We start from the raw sequence: 18,279 nt of genomic DNA, 5'->3' as shown, positions 1-18,279 counted from the left end.
GCAGATTTAAAACTGCGGGGTTTTTGTATGCTCCATTCCGGTACCTAGAATGGCCGGAAACCAAAAGCGTGAACGCATGGTATAGACAACGTGATCGACGTAATGATCATACAGCCATTCAGCGTTACGCACGTATTTATATTTTTCAAAGCCGAGCCGCTCCGGAATCGAACGGCTGGGACGGTTATTTGGAGCGACACAAATATCCACACGCCGGAGATGAATATCCTGAAAGGCATAATCAGTCAATGCCTGTACCGCCCGGGTCATAATGCCTCTACCCTGAAAGGGGGCGGCGAGCCAGTAGCCAATGACGGTGCGCCGGGTCAGCCGGTACACGTGGTTGAAGCTGATCGCCCCGGCGAGCCTGCCTTCATACCAGATACCAAATGTATAGGAGGTGCCGCGGCGGGCGAGCCTGGACCGGTATTCAAAAAAGCGGAGTACGTCACGCAGTTCGCGTGTCTTATCGACCCAGGGAAGCCAGTGCCGTAAATAAGAACGGTTGGCTTCGACGAGCTGCAGGTAGTCGGGAGCATCGTGTTCCTTAAACGGGCGAAGGTATATTTGGGAATCCACGGTAAACTCAGCCATTTTTTATCCCCTCCGAAAACTATAGGTGGAGAGTATTTTCCCGATATTTTGCCGAATATAACCCTTTTTCGAATCACGCAGAAAGCCTGGCCCATTCCTGGAGGCGCCAGCGCATATAGACAAACTGGTTCGAAGAAATATGCTCAAACATGTCAACCAAAAGCCCGTAGCAGACAGGCTCTTCCTCAAGTGCCTTCTGAATAGTGGCGGGGTGTTTATGCCAGATCGTTCCCATCATTTCAATATAAGGGATGCGTGTATCAATCAGGGCACCCTGTTCAAATACGCGGTCGCGGAGCTGGCAGAGCTCCGCCGGGTCATCCGCACGATCCAGCTGGTACAAAAATTGATCTACAAAATAAGCAATATGTTGGTCCGGATGCATGGCCGCTCCTCCAATGCCAATAAATGGTCAGGCAATAAGTAATAAAAAAGAATCCCCTGCCAGCTAAACTGCAAGGGATACAAAATATAACAGGGGTAAGCTTGGTTAATGGTGTGAAAAGTGTCGAGAGTGACGGTTTACGCTTATTTAAAAATAATTACATTATTCCTGGTAAGTTAACTAGTAACTGGAAATCGCCAGCAGCGCCAGCCGTCGTTAATAATCCTACCGCTACAGTCAATTTAATCAAATTAGCTTTCACTGAAAACAACCCTCCTACAAGAAACTTTGTAATTATTTTCTATATGCATTATGACACATATAAATATAAATATCTTTGGGCTTCTAAAGCGATCATTGCGCAATAATTAGGAGAAAGCTCTGAAATTATGGTAAAATCTAGAGTGATGAGAACTATAGTTCTTAAGAGGTGGTTATATGGAAGAAGCCAATATAGGAAAAAAATTAAAGGACTTAAGACAGTACTACGAGGTGAGCCAAAGAGAACTGGCTGAAAATATTTGTTCTCAAAGAGCCGTGTCCAAAATTGAACGAGGAGAAATGCAGCCGACCGCAGAAATTCTCCATCAAATGGCAATAAAACTAGGCGTGAAAATCAGCTATTTTTTTGAAGACCATGAAGCTCCCCGGTTTAACTATATACAGGAAACTAAGGATAAAATTGATAAATTAGTGCGTATTTATGAATTAGAAGAAGCAATGAAAATCATTAGACAGGAATTAAAAAACCCGCTGTTTCGAAAGCCAGTGCACCTTAAATATTTGTTATGGAAAAGAGCAGCCTGTCATTCTAAATTAACGTTTGAAAAAGAAGAATCTCTGGAATTATTACAATTAGCCTTGGATGTAGATACTGGTTCTTTAAGCATCACAGAAGAAGACATTGGTATTTATATAAATATTGGCACAGTGTATATGGATATGAACGAATACGAAGACGCCATTTATTATTTTAATAAGGCCCTTATTCTTTATACAAAACTTCCTGTAGCGCAATGGGATACTTCCAAAACAAAAATTTATATGAATTTGTGTATTGTATATTCTAAAGCCATGCAGTTTGAAAAAAGCCTTGAAATCGCAAATGAAGGATTAACTTATATATATGACATAGAATCAGTATACCTATTGGGTGAACTATATTACCAAAAGGGCGTAGCTTTATTTTATATAGGTGAATATAAAAATGCTTTGCGTTGTATGGAGAAGTCCATGTTTATCCTAAAGGATAAAGGGCAAAAAATGTTTTATGATTTTATAGAAGAAAATTATCTAAGATTTCAAAGGGCTACTTTTGCACAATATTCCAAGTTTAAGCCAAATAGTATCGACCCTACAGCTGCTACTGTTTAATGAATTAACAATAGTATACAATTAATTAGTAACGCATGTAACAATGGTGGAAAAAGATAGTTCTTTTATATATTGTTCAAACATTGTTCAAACGAATTGAAATCTTCGATGTAATAGGGGTTAAAATATGCGAAAACGAGCAAGAATAATTTACAATCCAACGTCTGGAAGAGAACAGATGGAGCGGCAGGTGCCCTATATATTGGACCGGATGGAGCAGGCGGGGTACGAAACATCGGCATTTATGACCCGCGGGGAAGGGGATGCCCGGGACGAGGCACGCCGCGCCTCAGAGGACAGGTTCGAAGCCGTGATTGCCGTAGGCGGGGACGGAACTATTTTTGAGGTTATCAACGGAATTGCTGAACAGGAGTGGCGTCCCAAAGTAGGGCTTATTCCTGCTGGAACGACGAATGATTTTGCGCGTGCTCTTGGCCTGCAGGGAAAAGAAATTGGAGAAGTCTGTGACGTATTTGTACGCGGGCGCACCCAGAAGATTGATATAGGAAAGGCGAATGGCTCATACTTTATTAATATTGCCGCGGGCGGGAAGCTGACAGAACTCACCTATGACACCCCAAAGGGACTGAAAACGGCCCTGGGACAGGCTGCCTATTTCATTAAGGGGTTTGAGAAATTCTGGTCCCTGCAGCCGCAGATGACGACTGTTGAATATGATGGAAAGTTTCTCGAGGAAGAAATTACAATGTTTCTCGTATCCAACACCAATTCTGTCGGCGGTTTTGAAAAGCTTCTTCCGCAGGCAGAGTATAATGACGGCTATTTTGATGTGATGATCGTACAGAAGATGACAATGTTTGAATTCAGCCAGCTGCTGCGCCAGGCCTTACGCGGCAGGCATCTGGAGAATCCTAAAATAAAGTATTTTAAAGCGAAACAGCTTCGTATAGAAGCAGAAGAAGACATGCAGCTGAATCTCGACGGGGAATACGGAGGTCATCTGCCGACGACGTTTGAAAATTTATACCAGCATATTGAATTGTTCTGTCCGTAAAAAAACAGCCGCATCGCCGGCTGTTTTAATTATTTTTCCATTCTGTTTTTAAAATTGCGTAAATCATTACATCCCGCCGCGCCCCCTGGATCAACAGGGAACGGCGCAGTGTGCCTTCATGCACCATGCCGACCTTTTCCATCACCTTGGCTGAGGCTGTATTTTCGATAAAACACCGGGCTTCAATCCGGTGCAGGCCCATATCTTCAAAGCCGAAGCGGATGATTTCCCACGCTGCTTCCGAGCCGAACCCCTGGTTCCAATGATCCGGGGCGAGCGTGTATCCAATTTCCCCATTGGCGTGGCCACGGTCCCAATGCACAAAATCGATAGTGCCGATTACTTTGCCGGAATCCTTGCGTTCGATGCCAAACGGTGCCCGGTCGCCGTATTTATAGGAGTTCATCGTGATATCCAGAAAATCTTTTGTTTCTCCGCGGCTTCTGTGAGTGTCCCACAAAACGTTGCGGGAGACAAGCGGGTTGGAGGCGTATTCGTAAATATCTTCAAGATCTGAATACCGCAGAGCCCGGAGCCGGAGCCTTGACGTCTCCAGGGTGGGGAAGGGTCTGAATGGTGATGCTGATGAATGATGCATAGGCCTTCATCCTTTACTGTAGCGCGCCCTCAAACGGTGCTTATTTCTTTGTTAATTATAGAATAATAAGAAATACCCGAAATGACAATAGGCACACCAGGCAGAAAAAAAGGCATTCTGCGTAAATGCAGAATGCCTGGACGTTTAAACAGCAGAATTTTGTTCGAGCTCGGTGCGTTCTTCTTCGGAAAACACCCGTGAGCGGGTTAAAAACCGTTTACCCTCTGGCCCTTCGAGAGAAAACATTCCGCCCCGGCCATCGACAACATCAATAATCAGCTGCGTATGCTTCCAGTATTCAAATTGATCCTTGGACATATAAAACGGGGCTCCGCCGATGTCACCCATATACATGTCACTGTTGCCGGTTTTAAAGTCGCCCTCCGGATAACACATCGGGGCGCTGCCGTCGCAGCAGCCGCCGGACTGGTGAAACATTAACGGGCCATGTCGCTTTGTCAGTCGGTTAATCAGTTCAAGGGCAGCGTCAGTAGCGGTTACACGCTCTACTGCCATGATAATCCTCCTTTTTATATGCTTCCGGCCGGCAGATTCTTAAAAGAATCCCTTCGGCTGTTCGCTGTAGCTGACCAGAAGGTTTTTCGTCTGCTGGTAATGATCAAGCATCATTTTGTGGTTCTCCCGGCCAATACCCGATTTTTTATACCCGCCGAATGCTGCATGCGCCGGGTAGTCATGGAAGCAGTTGGTCCATACACGGCCGGCCTGGATCGCGCGCCCGAATCGGTAGGCGGTGTTCATATCACGGGACCATACACCGGCGCCGAGGCCGTACAGCGTATCGTTGGCGATTTCCATCGCTTCTTCTTTCGTTTTAAAGGTAGTCACACTCAGCACTGGCCCGAAGATTTCTTCCTGGAACACACGCATTTTGTTGTGGCCTTTAAATACGGTCGGCTGTACATAATACCCCTGCGAACGGTCTTCATCGTCGACCTGGGCTGCTTCACCACCGACTAGAACCTCTGCGCCCTCCTGTTTTCCAATATCGAGATACGAAAGAATTTTATCGAGCTGTTCCTTGGAGGCCTGGGCGCCCATCATAGTGTCGGTGTCGAGCGGATGGCCGATGTTGATGGCTTTGACGCGTTCAATGGCCCGTTCGATAAATTTGTCATAAATGGATTCCTGAATAAGAGCACGGGATGGACACGTGCACACTTCCCCCTGGTTCAAGGCAAACATAACGAAGCCCTCGATCGCTTTATCGAGATACGAATCATCCTCGGCCATCACGTCCTCAAAGAAAATATTCGGTGATTTGCCGCCAAGCTCGAGCGTTACCGGAATAATGTTTTCCGAAGCGTACTGCATAATCAGGCGGCCAGTCGTGGTTTCCCCGGTGAACGCCACTTTATCAATGCCTTCGTGCTGGGCCAGCGGCTTGCCGGCTTCGACACCAAATCCGCTCACTACGTTCAGAACGCCTGGCGGAAGAAGGTCTTCGACAAGCTCAAGCACCTTGTAAATCGACGCCGGGGTCTGTTCGGCCGGTTTGAGCACGATGCAATTGCCGGCAGCAAGCGCAGGAGCGATCTTCCAGATGCCCATAAGGATCGGGAAGTTCCACGGAATAATCTGGCCGACAACGCCGAGCGGCTCGTGGAAATGATAAGCTACAGTATCATCGTCAATTTGGCCAATTGTTCCTTCCTGGGCACGGATAACGCCTGCAAAGTAGCGCAGGTGATCGATAGCAAGCGGTATATCAGCGTTCAGCGTTTCCCGGACAGCTTTGCCGTTTTCCCATGTTTCGGCAACGGCCAGCATTTCAAGGTTTTCTTCCATCCGGTTCGCCATTTTATTTAAAATATTGGATCGTTCGGTGGTGGATGTTTTGCCCCAGGCTTCCTTCGCTTTATTTGCTGCTGCTACTGCCGCATCAACGTCCTCTTTCGTTGAACGGGCAATCTGGCAGAAAACGGTACCGGTAACCGGGCTGACGTTATCGAAATATTCGCCCTGGGCCGGCGGCCTGTATTCGCCTCCAATAAAGTTGTCGTATTTGTTTTTAAAATGTACCAGGCTTTCAGGGGTGTTTGGTGCATCGTATCTCATGCAAAATCCTCCTTCGTATTAGAGAAAAATTGGAAACGCTTACACAAGTTCATTATAGCACCATTTAAAAATAATGAAAATATAGAAGTTCTGTATATAAAAATAATCCCGCCGTGGTCGGAGGGAAAGTATTTAATGAAGCCTGGAGGTAACACCTTCGATTTCCTGGAGGGTACTGTCGATTTCATCGAGCAGATTGTGCGGGAGCTCCAGCTCGGCAGCTTTTAAATTTTCTTCAAGCTGTTCGGGACGGCTCGCTCCGACGATAGTAGAGCTTACGCCAGGCTTTCGGAGAATCCAGGCAAGGGCAAGCTGGGAAAGCTTAACACCGAGCTCGTTACGGGCTAAATTCTCCAGCTTGACAACATTTTCGAGAATGCGGTCGTCCATGAAACGGTCCATCGCAAAATTAATATCTGAATTGGCAGCGCGGCTGTCAGCTGGAGGCTGCTCGCCCGGACGGTATTTACCGGTTAAAATGCCCTGGGCAAGCGGGGAAAAGACGACCTGCCCGAGTCCTTCGCGTTCGCTGATCGGAAGTACTTCTTTCTCAATGTAGCGTACGAGCATGTTGTAGATTGGCTGGTTCGACACCGGCCGGTGAAGGTTTCGTTTATCGGCAATATGCGCCGCATCACTGATCTGGGCTCCGGACCATTCGCTGAAGCCGTAGTACAATATTTTACCCTGGCGAACAAGGTCGTCAAGTGCCATCAGCGTCTCTTCGAGCGGAGTATCTGGATCATAGCGGTGGCATTGATACAAATCCATATAATCCGTTCCGAGGCGCTGCAGGCTGGCATCGCACTGCTCCATAATGTGCTTGCGGGAAAGTCCACGGTCATTCGGTCCGTCTCCCATTGGGAAATATACCTTCGAAGCAAGCACGTAGCTGTCCCGGTTATAGGAGCTTAACGCTTTGCCTACGACCTTTTCCGCTTCGCCCCGGTTATAGGCGTTCGCGGTGTCAAAGAAATTAATGCCGTTTTCATATGCATGGTGAATGATGTTGCCTGCAGTCTGGTCCTCCACAGAAGAGCCGTAGGTAAGCCAGCTGCCAAGGCCGATTTCACTTACTTTTACGCCGGAGTTCCCTAATCGACGATACTTCATGCAAACACGTCCTTTTCATAAGTATAATTCACTGTGGCAAAGAGACGGGGTACGTGAAAAGTATTCCTTTGTTTATTGAATTATAAACAACCTGAGGGTGGATGCTGAAATAAACAAAAGAAAAACAGGTATGTTATTCTAGGAAAAAAACAGGATAAGGGGTAGATGCACGTGGACTACTACATAACTAGAATGCAAAAGGAGCATTGGCCTGAAGTCCGGGACATATACGAAATGGGAATTATGAGCGAGCATGCGACATTTGAAACGGAGGCGCCGTCATGGGAGCTGTGGTCAGCGACGCACGACCTGGCCTGCCGTCTCGTTGCTATCGACACTACAACTGAAAAAGTAATCGGCTGGGCAGCGCTCGCACCGGTTTCCGGCCGGGAAGTATATGAAGGTGTAGGCGAAACAAATGTCTATATTCATCAGGATGAACGCGGGCGGGGCGTAGGCGGAACGCTTCTGGAGGCATTAATTGAAAAAGCAGAAGCAGAAGGCTATTGGATGCTGCAGGCCGGTATTTTTCCGGAAAATGATTACAGTCTGCGCATTCACCGGCGCAAAGGGTTCCGTGAAGTAGGTGTACGGGAGCGTATTGGCAAAATGCAGGGGCGCTGGCGGGACGTGGTCCTGCTTGAACGCCGCAGCCAGGTGATCGGTGTGGAAGAGGAAGACAGCTACGATGATTGATCTTCCTCTTTCTTGTAGCGCTCCTTCCACCTTTCGAGTGAAGCAATCATGTCATCCATTTCTTTGGTGGTAATTTTCGGGTAGCGGTTCAGCGTTTCCTGCACGTGCCGGGCTTCGGGAGGCAGCGCGCGTTGGTTCTGAGAGAAAAAGGCTGCTACAGTCCCGGTGATCACGCCTATCAGGCCGATGCCGACGATCATCAGAATGCTTGCAATAATCCGGCCGGCAGTTGTTACTGGAATGAAATCTCCGTATCCGACTGTGGTCGTCGTGACGATTGCCCACCACAGCGCCTCCTCATAAGTGTGAAAATCTGGTTCAATCCATCGCATGGAAAGACTGGCCGCAAACAGGAGCACGCCGACAATAATGACAGCTCTGTCTATATGGTATTTAGAAAAAAATACGTCGAATGGAGAGTGCTTCCGGCTGAAAAGTACAATCAAACGCAGGACTTTTAAGAGACGAACGAGTCGGGCAGCCCGGAAAATTTCCCCGAGCGGCAGAATGGCGATCAGCTCGAGTGGATTACTTTTAACGTACTGCCACTTGTTGTCGCTCGCAAAAAAGCGGACAGCAAAATCAATCACAAACAACACGTAAATAAATACATCAAGTGCCCGTGACTGGTCCGGCGGCAAATCTACCGTCAATGAAAATATTAAGAGAGCAGCAAGAATCAACTCATAAATCGCTTCAAATGAAATACGCACAGTGTTGCTCCTTTCTACAGCAGCTTAGCCATCATTATTTCGTTAACATACGCTCCGTGGGCAAAAAGCGAGTTTCTTTTGACGCCCTCCTCCCGAAAGCCGAAGCGTTCGTAGAGAGCACGTGCTCCCGTATTTTCTTCTATTACGGTCAGCTCCAGGCGGTGAAGACTTCGTTCTATCGCCCATGCTTCGATACGTCCGAGCAGCCGGCTGCCAATGCCCAGACGGTGGTAGGCCGGCAGGATGCCTATAACGACAGAGGCGGTTCGGTAATTACGAATGGTACTGCCTCCGACCCCCATCGCGTGCCCCACGACCGCACCCGCATCCTCCACAACAAAAAGCACAAGATGATCCTTCATAATAAACTCGTTGACCATATGCTGATGCTGTTCGGCCGTTGGCCTTCGCTCTCCCGGCTCCAAAAGCATATAGGACGTTTTATTGTCGAGCTGCTGGCTGAACGCCAGGTGATCGCTGGCATCGGTCGTCTCAATGAGACGGATGTTCATACAAATCTCTCCATTTCTAACCATTTGCTTCTAGTGTTCCTACATTATAGCGTGCGAACAGACGGACGCCAAACTGCTCCTGTGTTACAATTTTGCTGACAGACTAGAATGAACGGAAGGAACGAAATAATGAGTAAGCAAAATAAGCCGGAAGCCCCGGTAGAAAAAAATGAATTAATAGAGACGACAATTGAGGATTTAACCCATGAAGGACACGGAGTTGGAAGAATCGACGGATATGCGATGTTTATTCCGTACGCCCTGCCCGGCGAGCGTGTAGAGGCCAAGGTTATTAAAACAAAAAAAGGCTACGGCTTTGGAAAGCTTATTACTGTTCTTGAAGAAAGCAGCGAACGAACCGAAGCGCCGTGCCCGATTTATGTAAAATGCGGCGGCTGCCAGCTGCAGCATATGACCTACGATGCCCAGCTCCGCTACAAGCATAAACAGGTGAAGGATGCGTTCGAACGGATCGGCGGCCTCGATGAAGCAGTGGTCCGTGATACGATCGGCATGGAGGCCCCGTGGCGCTACCGCAACAAAGCCCAGGTGCCGATCGGGGTAAAAGAGGACGGACAGCTGAAGGCAGGCTTTTACCAGAAGCGTACGCATAACATTATTGATATGGATGAGTGCATTATTCAGCAGAAGGAAAACGACGCTGCCGTCCAGCAGGTAAAGGATATTGCCGGCCGGTTTGGCATGAGCGCCTATGATGAAGAAAGCGGAAGCGGCTTTCTGCGACACGTCGTAACGCGTTACGCACCGACCACCGGCCAGCTGATGATTGTTCTTATTACAAACGGCAAAAAAATCCCGGATGAGCAAAGGTTTATCGAAGCTGTTCGAGATGAAGTAAAGGATACCGCAAGCATCGTTCAAAACGTGAATACGAAACGAACGAATGTCATCTTTGGTGAACGCACGAAGACGCTGTGGGGCGAAGACTACATTTACGACCACATTGGTGACGTGAAGTTTGCGATCTCTGCGCGGTCCTTTTACCAGGTGAACCCGGTCCAGACAAAAACGCTGTACGATAAAGCGCTGGAGTACGCGGACCTGCGCGGTCATGAAACGGTTATTGATGCTTACTGCGGCATCGGTACCATCTCGCTGTTTCTCGCAGAAAAAGCCCGGGAAGTCTACGGCGTGGAGGTAGTGCCACAGGCCGTGAGTGATGCAAAGCGAAACGCGCAGCTGAATCATTTTGATAATGTAACCTTTGCGACAGGAAAAGCAGAGGAAGTGATGCCGTGGTGGGTGAAGGCAAACGGGCTGCGTCCGGATGTCGTGGTCGTGGATCCGCCGCGGAAGGGCTGCGACGAACAGCTGCTTGATACAATGCTCGAGGTAGCACCCGAACGTATCGTATACGTCTCCTGTAACCCGGCGACACTCGCCCGGGATTTAAAGCACCTCGTGGAGGGCGGATACGAGGTTGTAGAAGCCCAGCCGGTGGACATGTTCCCGCAGACAACGCATGTGGAAGTAGCCACAAAGTTGGTGCGGAAATAAGAGGGCACCTGCAAAAGGAATGACAGGAGCACAACTGTATATTAAAAAACAAGGAAGGCCCCGGGCGCGGGACCTTCCTTGTTTTATTACTGAGTATCTTCGCCAAAGGCCTCGGGCAGCATTTTGAAGCCCTCGATCTCTGCGTCCTCTTCAATTTCAATCATAATGCAGCGTTTTCCCTGGTAGTTGACCTGTCTCACGTATTCGAGATCCTGCGGGCTGATCGAAATATTGGCGATTTTCGTGTTGATTTTAATGGATTTGGAGTTGTATTTCGGCACGATGCTGTTTGCTTTCAGTTCATATGTTTCGTTATCGGTCACCCGCTGAAAGGCCGTTTTTACTTTGTCGGTATCCACCTGCTCGCCGCTCTGCTGTAGTACCCGTTCGACATCTTTATAGTCAAGCATCGGCGGCGTATCCTCTTCGTTTTCTTCGACGACCCGGTGAATTTCCCCGTAGACGTTCGCAAGCTTGGAGGGATTCATCTGATCGCCGACCACGTCTCTTACAATATCCTCGAACACGGTCTTGTTTTCTTTGGCCGTAACGATCTCTTCGCCGTTCAGCACGTCTTCGATAAACCGGTAGTCCGGCTCATTGGGCTTCGACGCCGCATAAAGCACATGATTGACGTCAGCGGTCCCTTCGGTCATAGCCGGAAACAGGAAGCCTGCCAGCGGATGCTTGAGATCAATAACCGGATCGGCCTCGACCTTGTATTTAAATTCCTTCTCAATGTAGTCGAACTGCATTTCTTTTTTCGGCTCTTCTGTCTTATTAATGCTGCAGAGAATGAAAGAATTGGTATAAACTGCATCGCGGCCGCTCGTTTCTTCCACTTCGTTCCGCTGTTTGGCCGGCTTTAAATAGTCGGCACGGATAAAGGTAATAACAGTGTCCTTTTCATACGGATGGTCTTCAATCATTTTTTCGGTCATGCGAAGCATTTGTTCCTTCCAGTCTTCAACATTGCGGCTTAAGAGGCCTTTATGAAGAATGAGCTGGCTGGAGTCTTCAGCGTCCTGCTGAAATTTCAGTTCGAATAGCTTTTCATCCAGCTGCCCGGTGAGAACCTTTTTGAAATTGGCCATAAACAGCTCCTGCTGGTCACTGTCGAGCATTTCGAACGGCTGGCTCTGGTGGTGATAAATATCGGTGGTTTCTTTCATTATGTAAACGTTAAAAATGTCGGAGATTGTGAGCAGATCGTTGTCTGTTTTTAACTGCCTGCGAAGGTCGGAAATATCTTTTTTATCCATTGGTAGTCCACTCCTGAGCTGTTTGAAGGATTATTAGCTTATTTATTTTAACATATCACAGAGGTTCTGGTTCCAGCACACATAAAAAAGCCCGCTGCATTTAAGCAGCGGGAGTCCGGCGTTTACCTGTTTGATGGGCTGCCGAAGTGACGACGGATTTCTTCGCCGTAATCATCGGTCAGTGTCATGGAGGCTTCGTAATCAGGCGAATTTTCCACAGCTTCACGGCTCAGACTGGCGGTGGCACTTTCATCCATGGCGCTGAACTGATTAAACCATTCCACCGGAACAAGGGAGTGGTCACTTGATAGTGCACCAGCGGTATCGACTTCGATAAACTGGACGCTCCAGTCGTTTGTGTCAAAAACAACGTCAGAAATGGTGCCAATGCTTTCGCCGTTCGTATAAATATCATAGCCGCGAAGATCCTTCGTACTCTGCAGATAGTAGTCTTCTTTGTTTTGGGCAGCTTCCATTTCATTTTCTTCTGCGCCGGTGACAGCTGTGTCATGGGCAGGACGTGCATTATTATCGTCGTCATCCATTGGGGCGAACGGGCCGCCTACAGGCATGACCGTTTCTGTGTCAGTACTTCCAGCTGTCGGGATCCAATAAGGCTCCAGGCTGTAATAATTTAGCACCGAGGCTTCATAGGAACGGGAAATAGGTTCGTGTTCGTCCGGCTTCGGGCTGTCTTTAATCTGGTCTTTCGAAGCATTCATCTGAATGGCCTGGCCGGCCAGGTCAAGGCGGTTAATCAGCTGGGGACTGAGCAGAACCTTTCCGCCGACAAACCACGTACGGGTGTCAGCGACGAGAAACCGTACCTTCCATTCGCCTCTGGAGTCGAAATAGACGTCAGAAATGGCGCCTATCGCTTCTTCATCGGTGGCTGAAATCCAAAATGCCTGAAAATCCTTTGTACGTACGAGCAATTGCTGCACCTCCTGATAATAGTTATTGATACCCGGCTTATTACCCGAGAGGGGTGTTTTTAAACTAACGACACGAAAGCTCGCAGGTGGATATTAAGTCACGATGGGGACGAATGAAAGGGTAATAGACCTAAACTGTTTAATCGGCCGGCACCAACCTTTGAATCAATTCCACAGCAATTATTGACTTTGATAATCATTTTCAATTAGTGTGTACATTGTAACTAAGAGCTCGAAAGAAGCTTTTATTTTTTCGGGATAATTGATAATGATTTTCATTATCTATAAATAACAGATAATGGAGGAGACGATATGCCGGTTGTAAAGGAAGAGTCGCACACCGCATTTGATAATGAATTTTTAACCAGCGTTGGTGATAAGGGCAGAATGCTTGAAATGTTAACACAGACGTCTGCTTATATAGCGGAATTTTTCAATGAAAGTGAAAGGCCTGTGCCCGAAGCAGCAGAGCCGCAGGTAAAGCAATTCTTTCAGGGCACAGAGAATGAACATGCTTTTGATAGTGTGCTTGAGGAAGTAATGGAGCATATTATGAAACCCTCTTTAAACATCAGCCATCCTCATGCAATGGCGCATCTGCATTGTCCGCCGCTTTTGTCCGGGGTGTGCGCGGATGTAATTGTGAGTGCATTAAATCAATCAATGGATTCCTGGGATCAGAGTCCGGCAGCAACAGCAGTGGAGACAGAAGTAGTGAATTGGCTGTGTGAATTGTACCAGCTGCCTCAAGCTGCTGCGGGAACATTTACCACCGGAGGCACTCAGTCGAATTTTATGGGGCTGCTGCTTGCAAGAGACCAGTACTGCGCACAGAAATTGTCACATGATGTAAAAGCCGGCGGTCTTCCTCCGGAAGCAGCCCGATTTAAAATTTTCTGTTCAGAGGAAGCGCACTTTACAGTCAAAAAATCGGCAGTTCAGCTTGGACTGGGAGAGCGGGCAGTAGTAGGCGTGCCAACAGATGAGCATAAAAAGATGAGCACGGGAAAGCTTGAAGCCTTCATACAGGAGGCAAGGGAAGCCGGTGATCATCCGATTGCCGTAGTGGCTACTGCCGGCACAACTGATTTTGGAAGCATTGACCCGCTCGGCGATATTCATTATACGGCCAAGAAAGAGAATCTGTGGATGCATGTGGACGCAGCATTTGGCGGGGCATTAGCGCTCTGCAGTGATTATACGGACAAGCTTGAAGGGATGCAGAACGCAGATTCTTTGGCGGTGGATTTTCACAAATTATTTTATCAGCCGGTCAGCTGCGGGGCTTTTTTAGTCAGGAACCAGGATAGTTTTCGTTTTATCAGACATGGGGCGGAGTATTTGAATCCGGAGGAGGACAGGGATGAGGGCTTTACGAACCTTGTGGACTATTCGACGCAGACGACCCGCCGATTCGATGCACTTAAAATATTGATGACGCTCCGTACCCTCGGAACGGAAAAATGGGCGGAAATGATAGGCCGTGGGTTAAAACAGGCCGAACGTCTCGCGGAAAAAATTAACGACGAGCCGGCGCTTTACCTGTTAATGAAGCCGGAAATGAATGCAGTGGTGTTTAAATACTGCCCAGAGCATTCCTTTGAAAAAGTGGAGGAGGATGAGATCAATAGAGAAATTCAGCAGCAGCTATATGCCTCAGGCGAAGCAGTAATTGCCAAGACGAAAATAGACGAAAGACAGTTTTTAAAATGCACGCTGCTGAACCCTTTAACGACAGAAAAAGATATTGATCATGTCATCCAGTTGGTCATTAAAGCAGGACGGAAAATTGAAATTTTACGAAGGAGGAAAAGTCTTGGATTTTAAACAGAAAGCAGCAGAAGCTTCAATGCAGAGCTTTATCAATTGTTATTTGCGTGAAACCGGAAGCGGTGTCTGGGGCGAGGAGGAGTGCCGCGTGGAGCTCTCCCGTCAGAACATCGAGCTGATCCTTCCAGTAAAATACCGTTCGTTGACCCACCGGCATATCTTTCGTTTTCCGCTTTATTATAAAACCCTGGAAAGCGGCTCCCTGCTTGAGCTTGATGTGCTGACCACCGGGGCTCTGCTTTTGAAGGAGCTTGCGCTTGAATACGGCGATAACGGAGGGAAAGAAGAGATGATGCAGCGGGTGCTGCAGAGCTTTGAGCTCACAGAGCTGTTTTTGGAAGCACGCAAGGAGCAGAAGGAAGAAATCGTCTCCCGCTACATTGATTCAGAACAGGCCCTTCTGCTCGGGCATCTGCTGCACCCGACCCCTAAAAGCCGTCAGGGAATGGAACGCGAAGAGGAAAGAGACCTGTATTCCCCGGAAACCGGCGGTCGTTTTCAGCTGCATTTTTTCCGGGCCCCGTCAGCACATGTAGAGGAAGCATCGATGGAAAAAGAAAGTGCGTCAGCTATCGTGAAAAACGAGCTCCAAAATGCGCCAGAGACAGAGGAACTATTTAAAGAAAACTATTGTCGCTTGGATGATGGATATGCTCTGCTGCCGGTGCATCCGCTTCAGGCAGAGGCCATGCTCCGGCAGGAACCCCTTCAGCAGAAGTTAGACCAGGGAGAATTAGCGTACCTTGGCCCGGCTGGCCGGAGCTTTACAGCGACCTCCTCGATCCGGACACTTTACCATGAGCATTCACCTTATATGTTCAAAGTCTCTATTCCGGTGAAGGTTACCAATTCCCTGCGTGTGAATCAAAAAAAGGAACTCGTGCGCGGCGTAGAAGTGGAACAGCTGATGCAGAGCCGGATTGGGAAAGAGGCAGCACGGTTTTTTCCGGAATTTGAAATTGTTCGTGACCCAGCATACATCGCCCTTAAAGGTGAAGAAGAAACAGGCTTTGAAACGATTATCCGGCAAAACCCTTTTCAGGAAACTATGGACGACCAGGTATCATTGGCCGCAGGGCTGGTGCACGATGCTTACGGAGAAGGCAGTATGCTAGGCAATCTGATCCGAAGCCTTGCTCAGGCAGAAAACCGGAGCACTGCCGAGGTAAGCCGGGACTGGTTCAGGAAGTATTTATCAATCTCCCTGCATCCGATGCTTTGGCTGTATATGACCCACGGCATTGCGCTTGAAGCCCATCAGCAGAATTCCGTCGTGCGTTTTACCGGCGGCTATCCGCAGGTGTTTTATTACCGGGACAACCAGGGCTACTATTTTGCACGCTCGAAGGAAGCCCACTTAAAGGAGTACGTACCGGAGCTGAATGCTTCAAGCGATACGGTATGCGCAGATGATATTGCAGACGAACGCTTTCGTTACTACTTTTTTATCAACCATTTGTTTGGACTGATTAACGGCTTCGGAGCTTCAGAATTGATTGAAGAGGCGGAGCTGCTGCGAATACTGCGCGAAGAGCTTGAAGATGCAGAAAAATCATTCGGCCGTTCTGCCTTAACTGAAAGCCTTCTTGAACACGAAACAATCCCTTCCAAGGGTAATCTGCTGACCCGTTTTTTTGATATGGATGAATTGGTCGGCTCCCTTGCTGAACAGTCCGTTTATATTCATATTTCAAACCCGTTGACCGCAAAGGAGTGCTTGCAGCATGAAAGCCCAGCAATCTAATTCTCATACGTTTACCCGGGAGCCGGGCGGGCAGGCAGGTGAACGCATTCAATTCCGCGCAGTTGATGAAACAGCCGACTTTTACCTGCTGCACGGCTGGATGCACCAGGCTCACGTGGTTCCATTTTGGCAGTTGAATATAAGTGAAAGTAAATATCAAACCCATCTGCATAAGGCGCTTAATGATACCCATCAGACCCTTTACATCGGAGAGATCGACGAACGTCCGGTCAGCTACTGGGAGGTGTATTGGGCAGCGGATGACGTCATTGGTTCCTATTACAGGGCGGAACCGGGAGATCAGGGTGTACACCTTTTGATTGGGCCTCCGGAAGAAACAGGCAGAGGCTGCGCCCTGCCGCTTTTAAAGGCTATGCTTTCGATGCAGTTTCAACACGCCCGGACAGCCCGGATCATTGCAGAGCCCGATATCACCAACGGCAAAATGATTCATGTGTTTAAAAAAGCGGGGTTTGAGCCTGTAAAGCCGGTGGATCTGCCGGATAAACGGGGGCTTCTAATGGTTTGCAGACGGGAGACATTTGAAGGAGGGACAGCCGGTGGCAGCTGAAACAGAAGTATATGACGTACTTGGCATAGGCATTGGGCCATTCAACCTTGGGATGGCAGCGCTTGTGGAAAACGTACCGGAAATACAAGGCGTATTCCTGGATGAAAATGAAGCGTTTGAATGGCACGGTGGTATGCTGCTCGATGGCACCAGTCTGCAGGTTCCTTTTCTTGCTGATCTGGTCACAATGGCAGACCCAAAGAGTCCCTGCTCCTTTTTGCAGTATTTACAGGAAAAGAATCGGCTGTATGCTTTTTATTTCTATGAAAAATTTCATATTCCTCGTCGCGAATACAATGACTACTGCCAGTGGGCAGCGGACAAGCTTTCCTCCTGCCGGTTTGGCCGGTATGTGGCCAATGTGTCCTTTCTGGAAGAAAGCAGCCTGTATAAAGTGGAAGCGGTACGTTCGAATGGGAAAACAACCGAATACTACTATACCAGGCACATCGTGACAGGTACGGGCACGAAACCGTCGCTTCCCTTCTGGGCAGAAAAGGGAGGAGATGTCTGCCATTCTGCTGATTACCGGTACCGCCGGAAGGAGCTTCTTCAAAAGGAGAGCATTACGGTGGCAGGATCCGGACAGAGCGCCGCTGAAGTTTTTCTCGATCTGTTAAAGAACCGGCCTGAATATGGCTACAGTCTGCGTTGGTATACAAGGTCTTCAGGATTTTTTCCGATGGAGTATTCCAAGCTCGGGCTGGAGCATTTTTCGCCGGAATATATTAGTTATTTCTACCACCTTGATTCTTACACAAAGGAACAGCTGCTCCAGAAGCAGGATCTTCTGTATAAAGGGATCAGCGCTGACACCATAGCTGCGGTGTACGATGAGCTTTATGAGCAGACGATCGGAGGGGAGAGCGAAGACATCACTCTGCAGGCAAATACGGAAGTGATGAACATAGAGAGAATGCCCGCCGACAAAATGAAGCTGTTTTTGAGGGAGATTAACTACGGTACGGAATACACAGAAGAAACGGAAGCGTTAATCGCTGCGACAGGCTATCAGCCGTCTCCACAGCCGTTTTTAAAAGGTATCGAAGCAAGGCTGCAGCGTGATAAACACGGGCGTCTGCAGATTGATGAAAAGTACCGCGCTGTACAGGCTGAAAGGAACCGTCATGTGTTTATTCAAAACGGTGAAATGCACACACACGGCGTTGGGGCGCCGGATCTCGGGCTTGGAGCGCATCGGAACGCGGTCATTATTAATCAAATCGCCGGCCGGGAGGTTTACCGTGTCCGGACCAAAAATGTTTTCCAGCAATTTGAGAGAAAAAAGACCGGGGTTTTTGCGTAAACCTGTGATCCTAATCCTAAAAAGAAGGGAAGAA

19 protein-coding genes are annotated in these 18,279 nt (G+C 48.3%); 9 read left to right on the top strand and 10 right to left on the bottom strand.

Going from position 1 to position 18,279, the window contains the following annotated elements:
• Positions 1 to 6: 6 nt before the first annotated feature.
• Together SIC45_RS11615 and SIC45_RS11610 are read right to left on the bottom strand one after the other, a co-directional pair.
• Positions 7 to 594 (bottom strand): GNAT family protein, encoded by a 588-nt coding sequence (locus tag SIC45_RS11615; RefSeq protein WP_319632253.1) that lies wholly within the window; start codon positions 592 to 594, stop codon positions 7 to 9.
• Positions 595 to 667: 73 nt separating this feature from the next.
• A complete protein-coding gene (locus tag SIC45_RS11610; RefSeq protein ID WP_319632252.1) occupies positions 668 to 979 on the bottom strand; it encodes a hypothetical protein in 312 nt (103 codons plus the stop codon).
• A 101-nt stretch (positions 980 to 1,080) separates the two neighbouring features.
• Between SIC45_RS11610 and SIC45_RS11605 the strand changes: the two genes are divergently transcribed.
• The 3 genes from SIC45_RS11605 (at position 1,081) to SIC45_RS11595 (ending at position 3,368) form a co-directional block, all read left to right on the top strand.
• On the top strand, positions 1,081 to 1,347 hold the full coding sequence (locus tag SIC45_RS11605) for a hypothetical protein (RefSeq protein WP_319632251.1): 267 nt from the start codon (positions 1,081 to 1,083) through the stop codon (positions 1,345 to 1,347).
• 70 nt (positions 1,348 to 1,417) lie between these two features.
• Complete coding sequence (locus tag SIC45_RS11600; protein WP_319632250.1) at positions 1,418 to 2,353, top strand: helix-turn-helix transcriptional regulator; 936 nt, start codon at positions 1,418 to 1,420, stop codon at positions 2,351 to 2,353.
• A 127-nt stretch (positions 2,354 to 2,480) separates the two neighbouring features.
• Positions 2,481 to 3,368: a diacylglycerol kinase gene (locus tag SIC45_RS11595; RefSeq protein ID WP_319632249.1), complete on the top strand. Its 888-nt coding sequence runs from the start codon at positions 2,481 to 2,483 to the stop codon at positions 3,366 to 3,368.
• Between the two features lie 25 nt (positions 3,369 to 3,393).
• On the opposite strand, the gene SIC45_RS11590 is transcribed toward SIC45_RS11595, so the two are convergent.
• The 4 genes from SIC45_RS11590 to SIC45_RS11575 all read right to left on the bottom strand — a co-directional run bounded on the left by SIC45_RS11590 (position 3,394) and on the right by SIC45_RS11575 (position 7,158).
• Positions 3,394 to 3,966: a GNAT family protein gene (locus SIC45_RS11590; RefSeq protein ID WP_319632248.1), complete on the bottom strand. Its 573-nt coding sequence runs from the start codon at positions 3,964 to 3,966 to the stop codon at positions 3,394 to 3,396.
• A 144-nt stretch (positions 3,967 to 4,110) separates the two neighbouring features.
• On the bottom strand, positions 4,111 to 4,482 hold the full coding sequence (locus tag SIC45_RS11585; RefSeq protein ID WP_298788356.1) for a DUF779 domain-containing protein: 372 nt from the start codon (positions 4,480 to 4,482) through the stop codon (positions 4,111 to 4,113).
• A gap of 39 nt (positions 4,483 to 4,521) precedes the next feature.
• On the bottom strand, positions 4,522 to 6,045 hold the full coding sequence (locus tag SIC45_RS11580) for an aldehyde dehydrogenase family protein (protein ID WP_319632247.1): 1,524 nt from the start codon (positions 6,043 to 6,045) through the stop codon (positions 4,522 to 4,524).
• Between the two features lie 132 nt (positions 6,046 to 6,177).
• Complete coding sequence (locus tag SIC45_RS11575; protein ID WP_319632246.1) at positions 6,178 to 7,158, bottom strand: aldo/keto reductase family protein; 981 nt, start codon at positions 7,156 to 7,158, stop codon at positions 6,178 to 6,180.
• Positions 7,159 to 7,329: 171 nt separating this feature from the next.
• Here SIC45_RS11575 and SIC45_RS11570 point away from each other — a divergent pair, with 171 nt between their 5' ends.
• Positions 7,330 to 7,854 carry a GNAT family N-acetyltransferase gene (locus SIC45_RS11570; RefSeq protein ID WP_319632245.1) on the top strand — a complete coding sequence of 175 codons (525 nt, stop codon included), beginning with the start codon at positions 7,330 to 7,332 and terminating at the stop codon, positions 7,852 to 7,854.
• Here SIC45_RS11570 and SIC45_RS11565 read toward each other — a convergent pair.
• Together SIC45_RS11565 and SIC45_RS11560 are read right to left on the bottom strand one after the other, a co-directional pair.
• A complete protein-coding gene (locus tag SIC45_RS11565) occupies positions 7,842 to 8,567 on the bottom strand; it encodes a potassium channel family protein (RefSeq protein ID WP_319632244.1) in 726 nt (241 codons plus the stop codon). The two genes, SIC45_RS11570 and SIC45_RS11565, sit on opposite strands and share 13 nt — an antisense overlap.
• 14 nt (positions 8,568 to 8,581) lie before the next feature.
• A complete protein-coding gene (locus tag SIC45_RS11560) occupies positions 8,582 to 9,079 on the bottom strand; it encodes a GNAT family N-acetyltransferase (RefSeq protein ID WP_319632243.1) in 498 nt (165 codons plus the stop codon).
• Between the two features lie 129 nt (positions 9,080 to 9,208).
• On the opposite strand from SIC45_RS11560, the gene rlmD reads away from it, so the two are divergent.
• Positions 9,209 to 10,597: a 23S rRNA (uracil(1939)-C(5))-methyltransferase RlmD gene (gene rlmD, locus SIC45_RS11555; protein WP_319632242.1), complete on the top strand. Its 1,389-nt coding sequence runs from the start codon at positions 9,209 to 9,211 to the stop codon at positions 10,595 to 10,597.
• 86 nt (positions 10,598 to 10,683) lie between these two features.
• Here rlmD and SIC45_RS11550 read toward each other — a convergent pair whose 3' ends face one another.
• Positions 10,684 to 11,859, bottom strand: coding sequence for a DUF4317 domain-containing protein (locus SIC45_RS11550; RefSeq protein ID WP_319632241.1), 1,176 nt, complete (start codon positions 11,857 to 11,859; stop codon positions 10,684 to 10,686).
• Between the two features lie 122 nt (positions 11,860 to 11,981).
• Positions 11,982 to 12,794 carry a PRC-barrel domain-containing protein gene (locus tag SIC45_RS11545; RefSeq protein WP_319632240.1) on the bottom strand — a complete coding sequence of 271 codons (813 nt, stop codon included), beginning with the start codon at positions 12,792 to 12,794 and terminating at the stop codon, positions 11,982 to 11,984.
• A 312-nt stretch (positions 12,795 to 13,106) separates the two neighbouring features.
• On the opposite strand from SIC45_RS11545, the gene SIC45_RS11540 reads away from it, so the two are divergent.
• Genes SIC45_RS11540 through SIC45_RS11525 form a run of 4 tightly spaced genes read left to right on the top strand, consistent with a single transcriptional unit; the run spans position 13,107 to position 18,245 of the window.
• On the top strand, positions 13,107 to 14,621 hold the full coding sequence (locus SIC45_RS11540) for an aspartate aminotransferase family protein (RefSeq protein ID WP_319632239.1): 1,515 nt from the start codon (positions 13,107 to 13,109) through the stop codon (positions 14,619 to 14,621).
• The gene (locus tag SIC45_RS11535; protein ID WP_319632238.1) at positions 14,611 to 16,368 is read left to right on the top strand and encodes an IucA/IucC family protein; all 1,758 of its coding nucleotides are present in this window, start codon (positions 14,611 to 14,613) and stop codon (positions 16,366 to 16,368) included. Before SIC45_RS11540 ends, SIC45_RS11535 begins: the two co-directional genes overlap by 11 nt.
• A complete protein-coding gene (locus tag SIC45_RS11530; protein ID WP_319632237.1) occupies positions 16,349 to 16,939 on the top strand; it encodes a GNAT family N-acetyltransferase in 591 nt (196 codons plus the stop codon). Before SIC45_RS11535 ends, SIC45_RS11530 begins: the two co-directional genes overlap by 20 nt.
• Positions 16,929 to 18,245: a lysine N(6)-hydroxylase/L-ornithine N(5)-oxygenase family protein gene (locus tag SIC45_RS11525; protein WP_413645712.1), complete on the top strand. Its 1,317-nt coding sequence runs from the start codon at positions 16,929 to 16,931 to the stop codon at positions 18,243 to 18,245. The genes SIC45_RS11530 and SIC45_RS11525 overlap by 11 nt, the downstream gene beginning before the upstream one ends.
• Positions 18,246 to 18,279 lie beyond the last annotated feature (34 nt).

It is taken from the genome of Marinococcus sp. PL1-022 (assembly GCF_033845285.1).
Classification (GTDB): Bacteria; Bacillota; Bacilli; order Bacillales; family Marinococcaceae; genus Marinococcus.
The sequence above is the reverse complement of the archived record's forward strand: the minus strand, read 5'-3'. Positions and strand labels throughout refer to the sequence as shown.

Excerpts from the sequence above, each read along its gene's own strand:
- SIC45_RS11560 (WP_319632243.1), bottom strand. The coding sequence starts at position 9,079 with ATGAACATCCGTCTCATTGAGACGACCGATGCCAGCGATCACCTGGCG.
- SIC45_RS11585 (WP_298788356.1), bottom strand. The coding sequence starts at position 4,482 with ATGGCAGTAGAGCGTGTAACCGCTACTGACGCTGCCCTTGAACTGATT.
- SIC45_RS11550 (WP_319632241.1), bottom strand. The coding sequence starts at position 11,859 with ATGGATAAAAAAGATATTTCCGACCTTCGCAGGCAGTTAAAAACAGAC.
- rlmD (WP_319632242.1), top strand. The coding sequence starts at position 9,209 with ATGAGTAAGCAAAATAAGCCGGAAGCCCCGGTAGAAAAAAATGAATTA.
- SIC45_RS11530 (WP_319632237.1), top strand. The coding sequence starts at position 16,349 with ATGAAAGCCCAGCAATCTAATTCTCATACGTTTACCCGGGAGCCGGGC.
- SIC45_RS11590 (WP_319632248.1), bottom strand. The coding sequence starts at position 3,966 with ATGCATCATTCATCAGCATCACCATTCAGACCCTTCCCCACCCTGGAG.
- SIC45_RS11540 (WP_319632239.1), top strand. The coding sequence starts at position 13,107 with ATGCCGGTTGTAAAGGAAGAGTCGCACACCGCATTTGATAATGAATTT.
- SIC45_RS11600 (WP_319632250.1), top strand. The coding sequence starts at position 1,418 with ATGGAAGAAGCCAATATAGGAAAAAAATTAAAGGACTTAAGACAGTAC.
- SIC45_RS11610 (WP_319632252.1), bottom strand. The coding sequence starts at position 979 with ATGCATCCGGACCAACATATTGCTTATTTTGTAGATCAATTTTTGTAC.
- SIC45_RS11615 (WP_319632253.1), bottom strand. The coding sequence starts at position 594 with ATGGCTGAGTTTACCGTGGATTCCCAAATATACCTTCGCCCGTTTAAG.
- SIC45_RS11580 (WP_319632247.1), bottom strand. The coding sequence starts at position 6,045 with ATGAGATACGATGCACCAAACACCCCTGAAAGCCTGGTACATTTTAAA.
- SIC45_RS11595 (WP_319632249.1), top strand. The coding sequence starts at position 2,481 with ATGCGAAAACGAGCAAGAATAATTTACAATCCAACGTCTGGAAGAGAA.
- SIC45_RS11575 (WP_319632246.1), bottom strand. The coding sequence starts at position 7,158 with ATGAAGTATCGTCGATTAGGGAACTCCGGCGTAAAAGTAAGTGAAATC.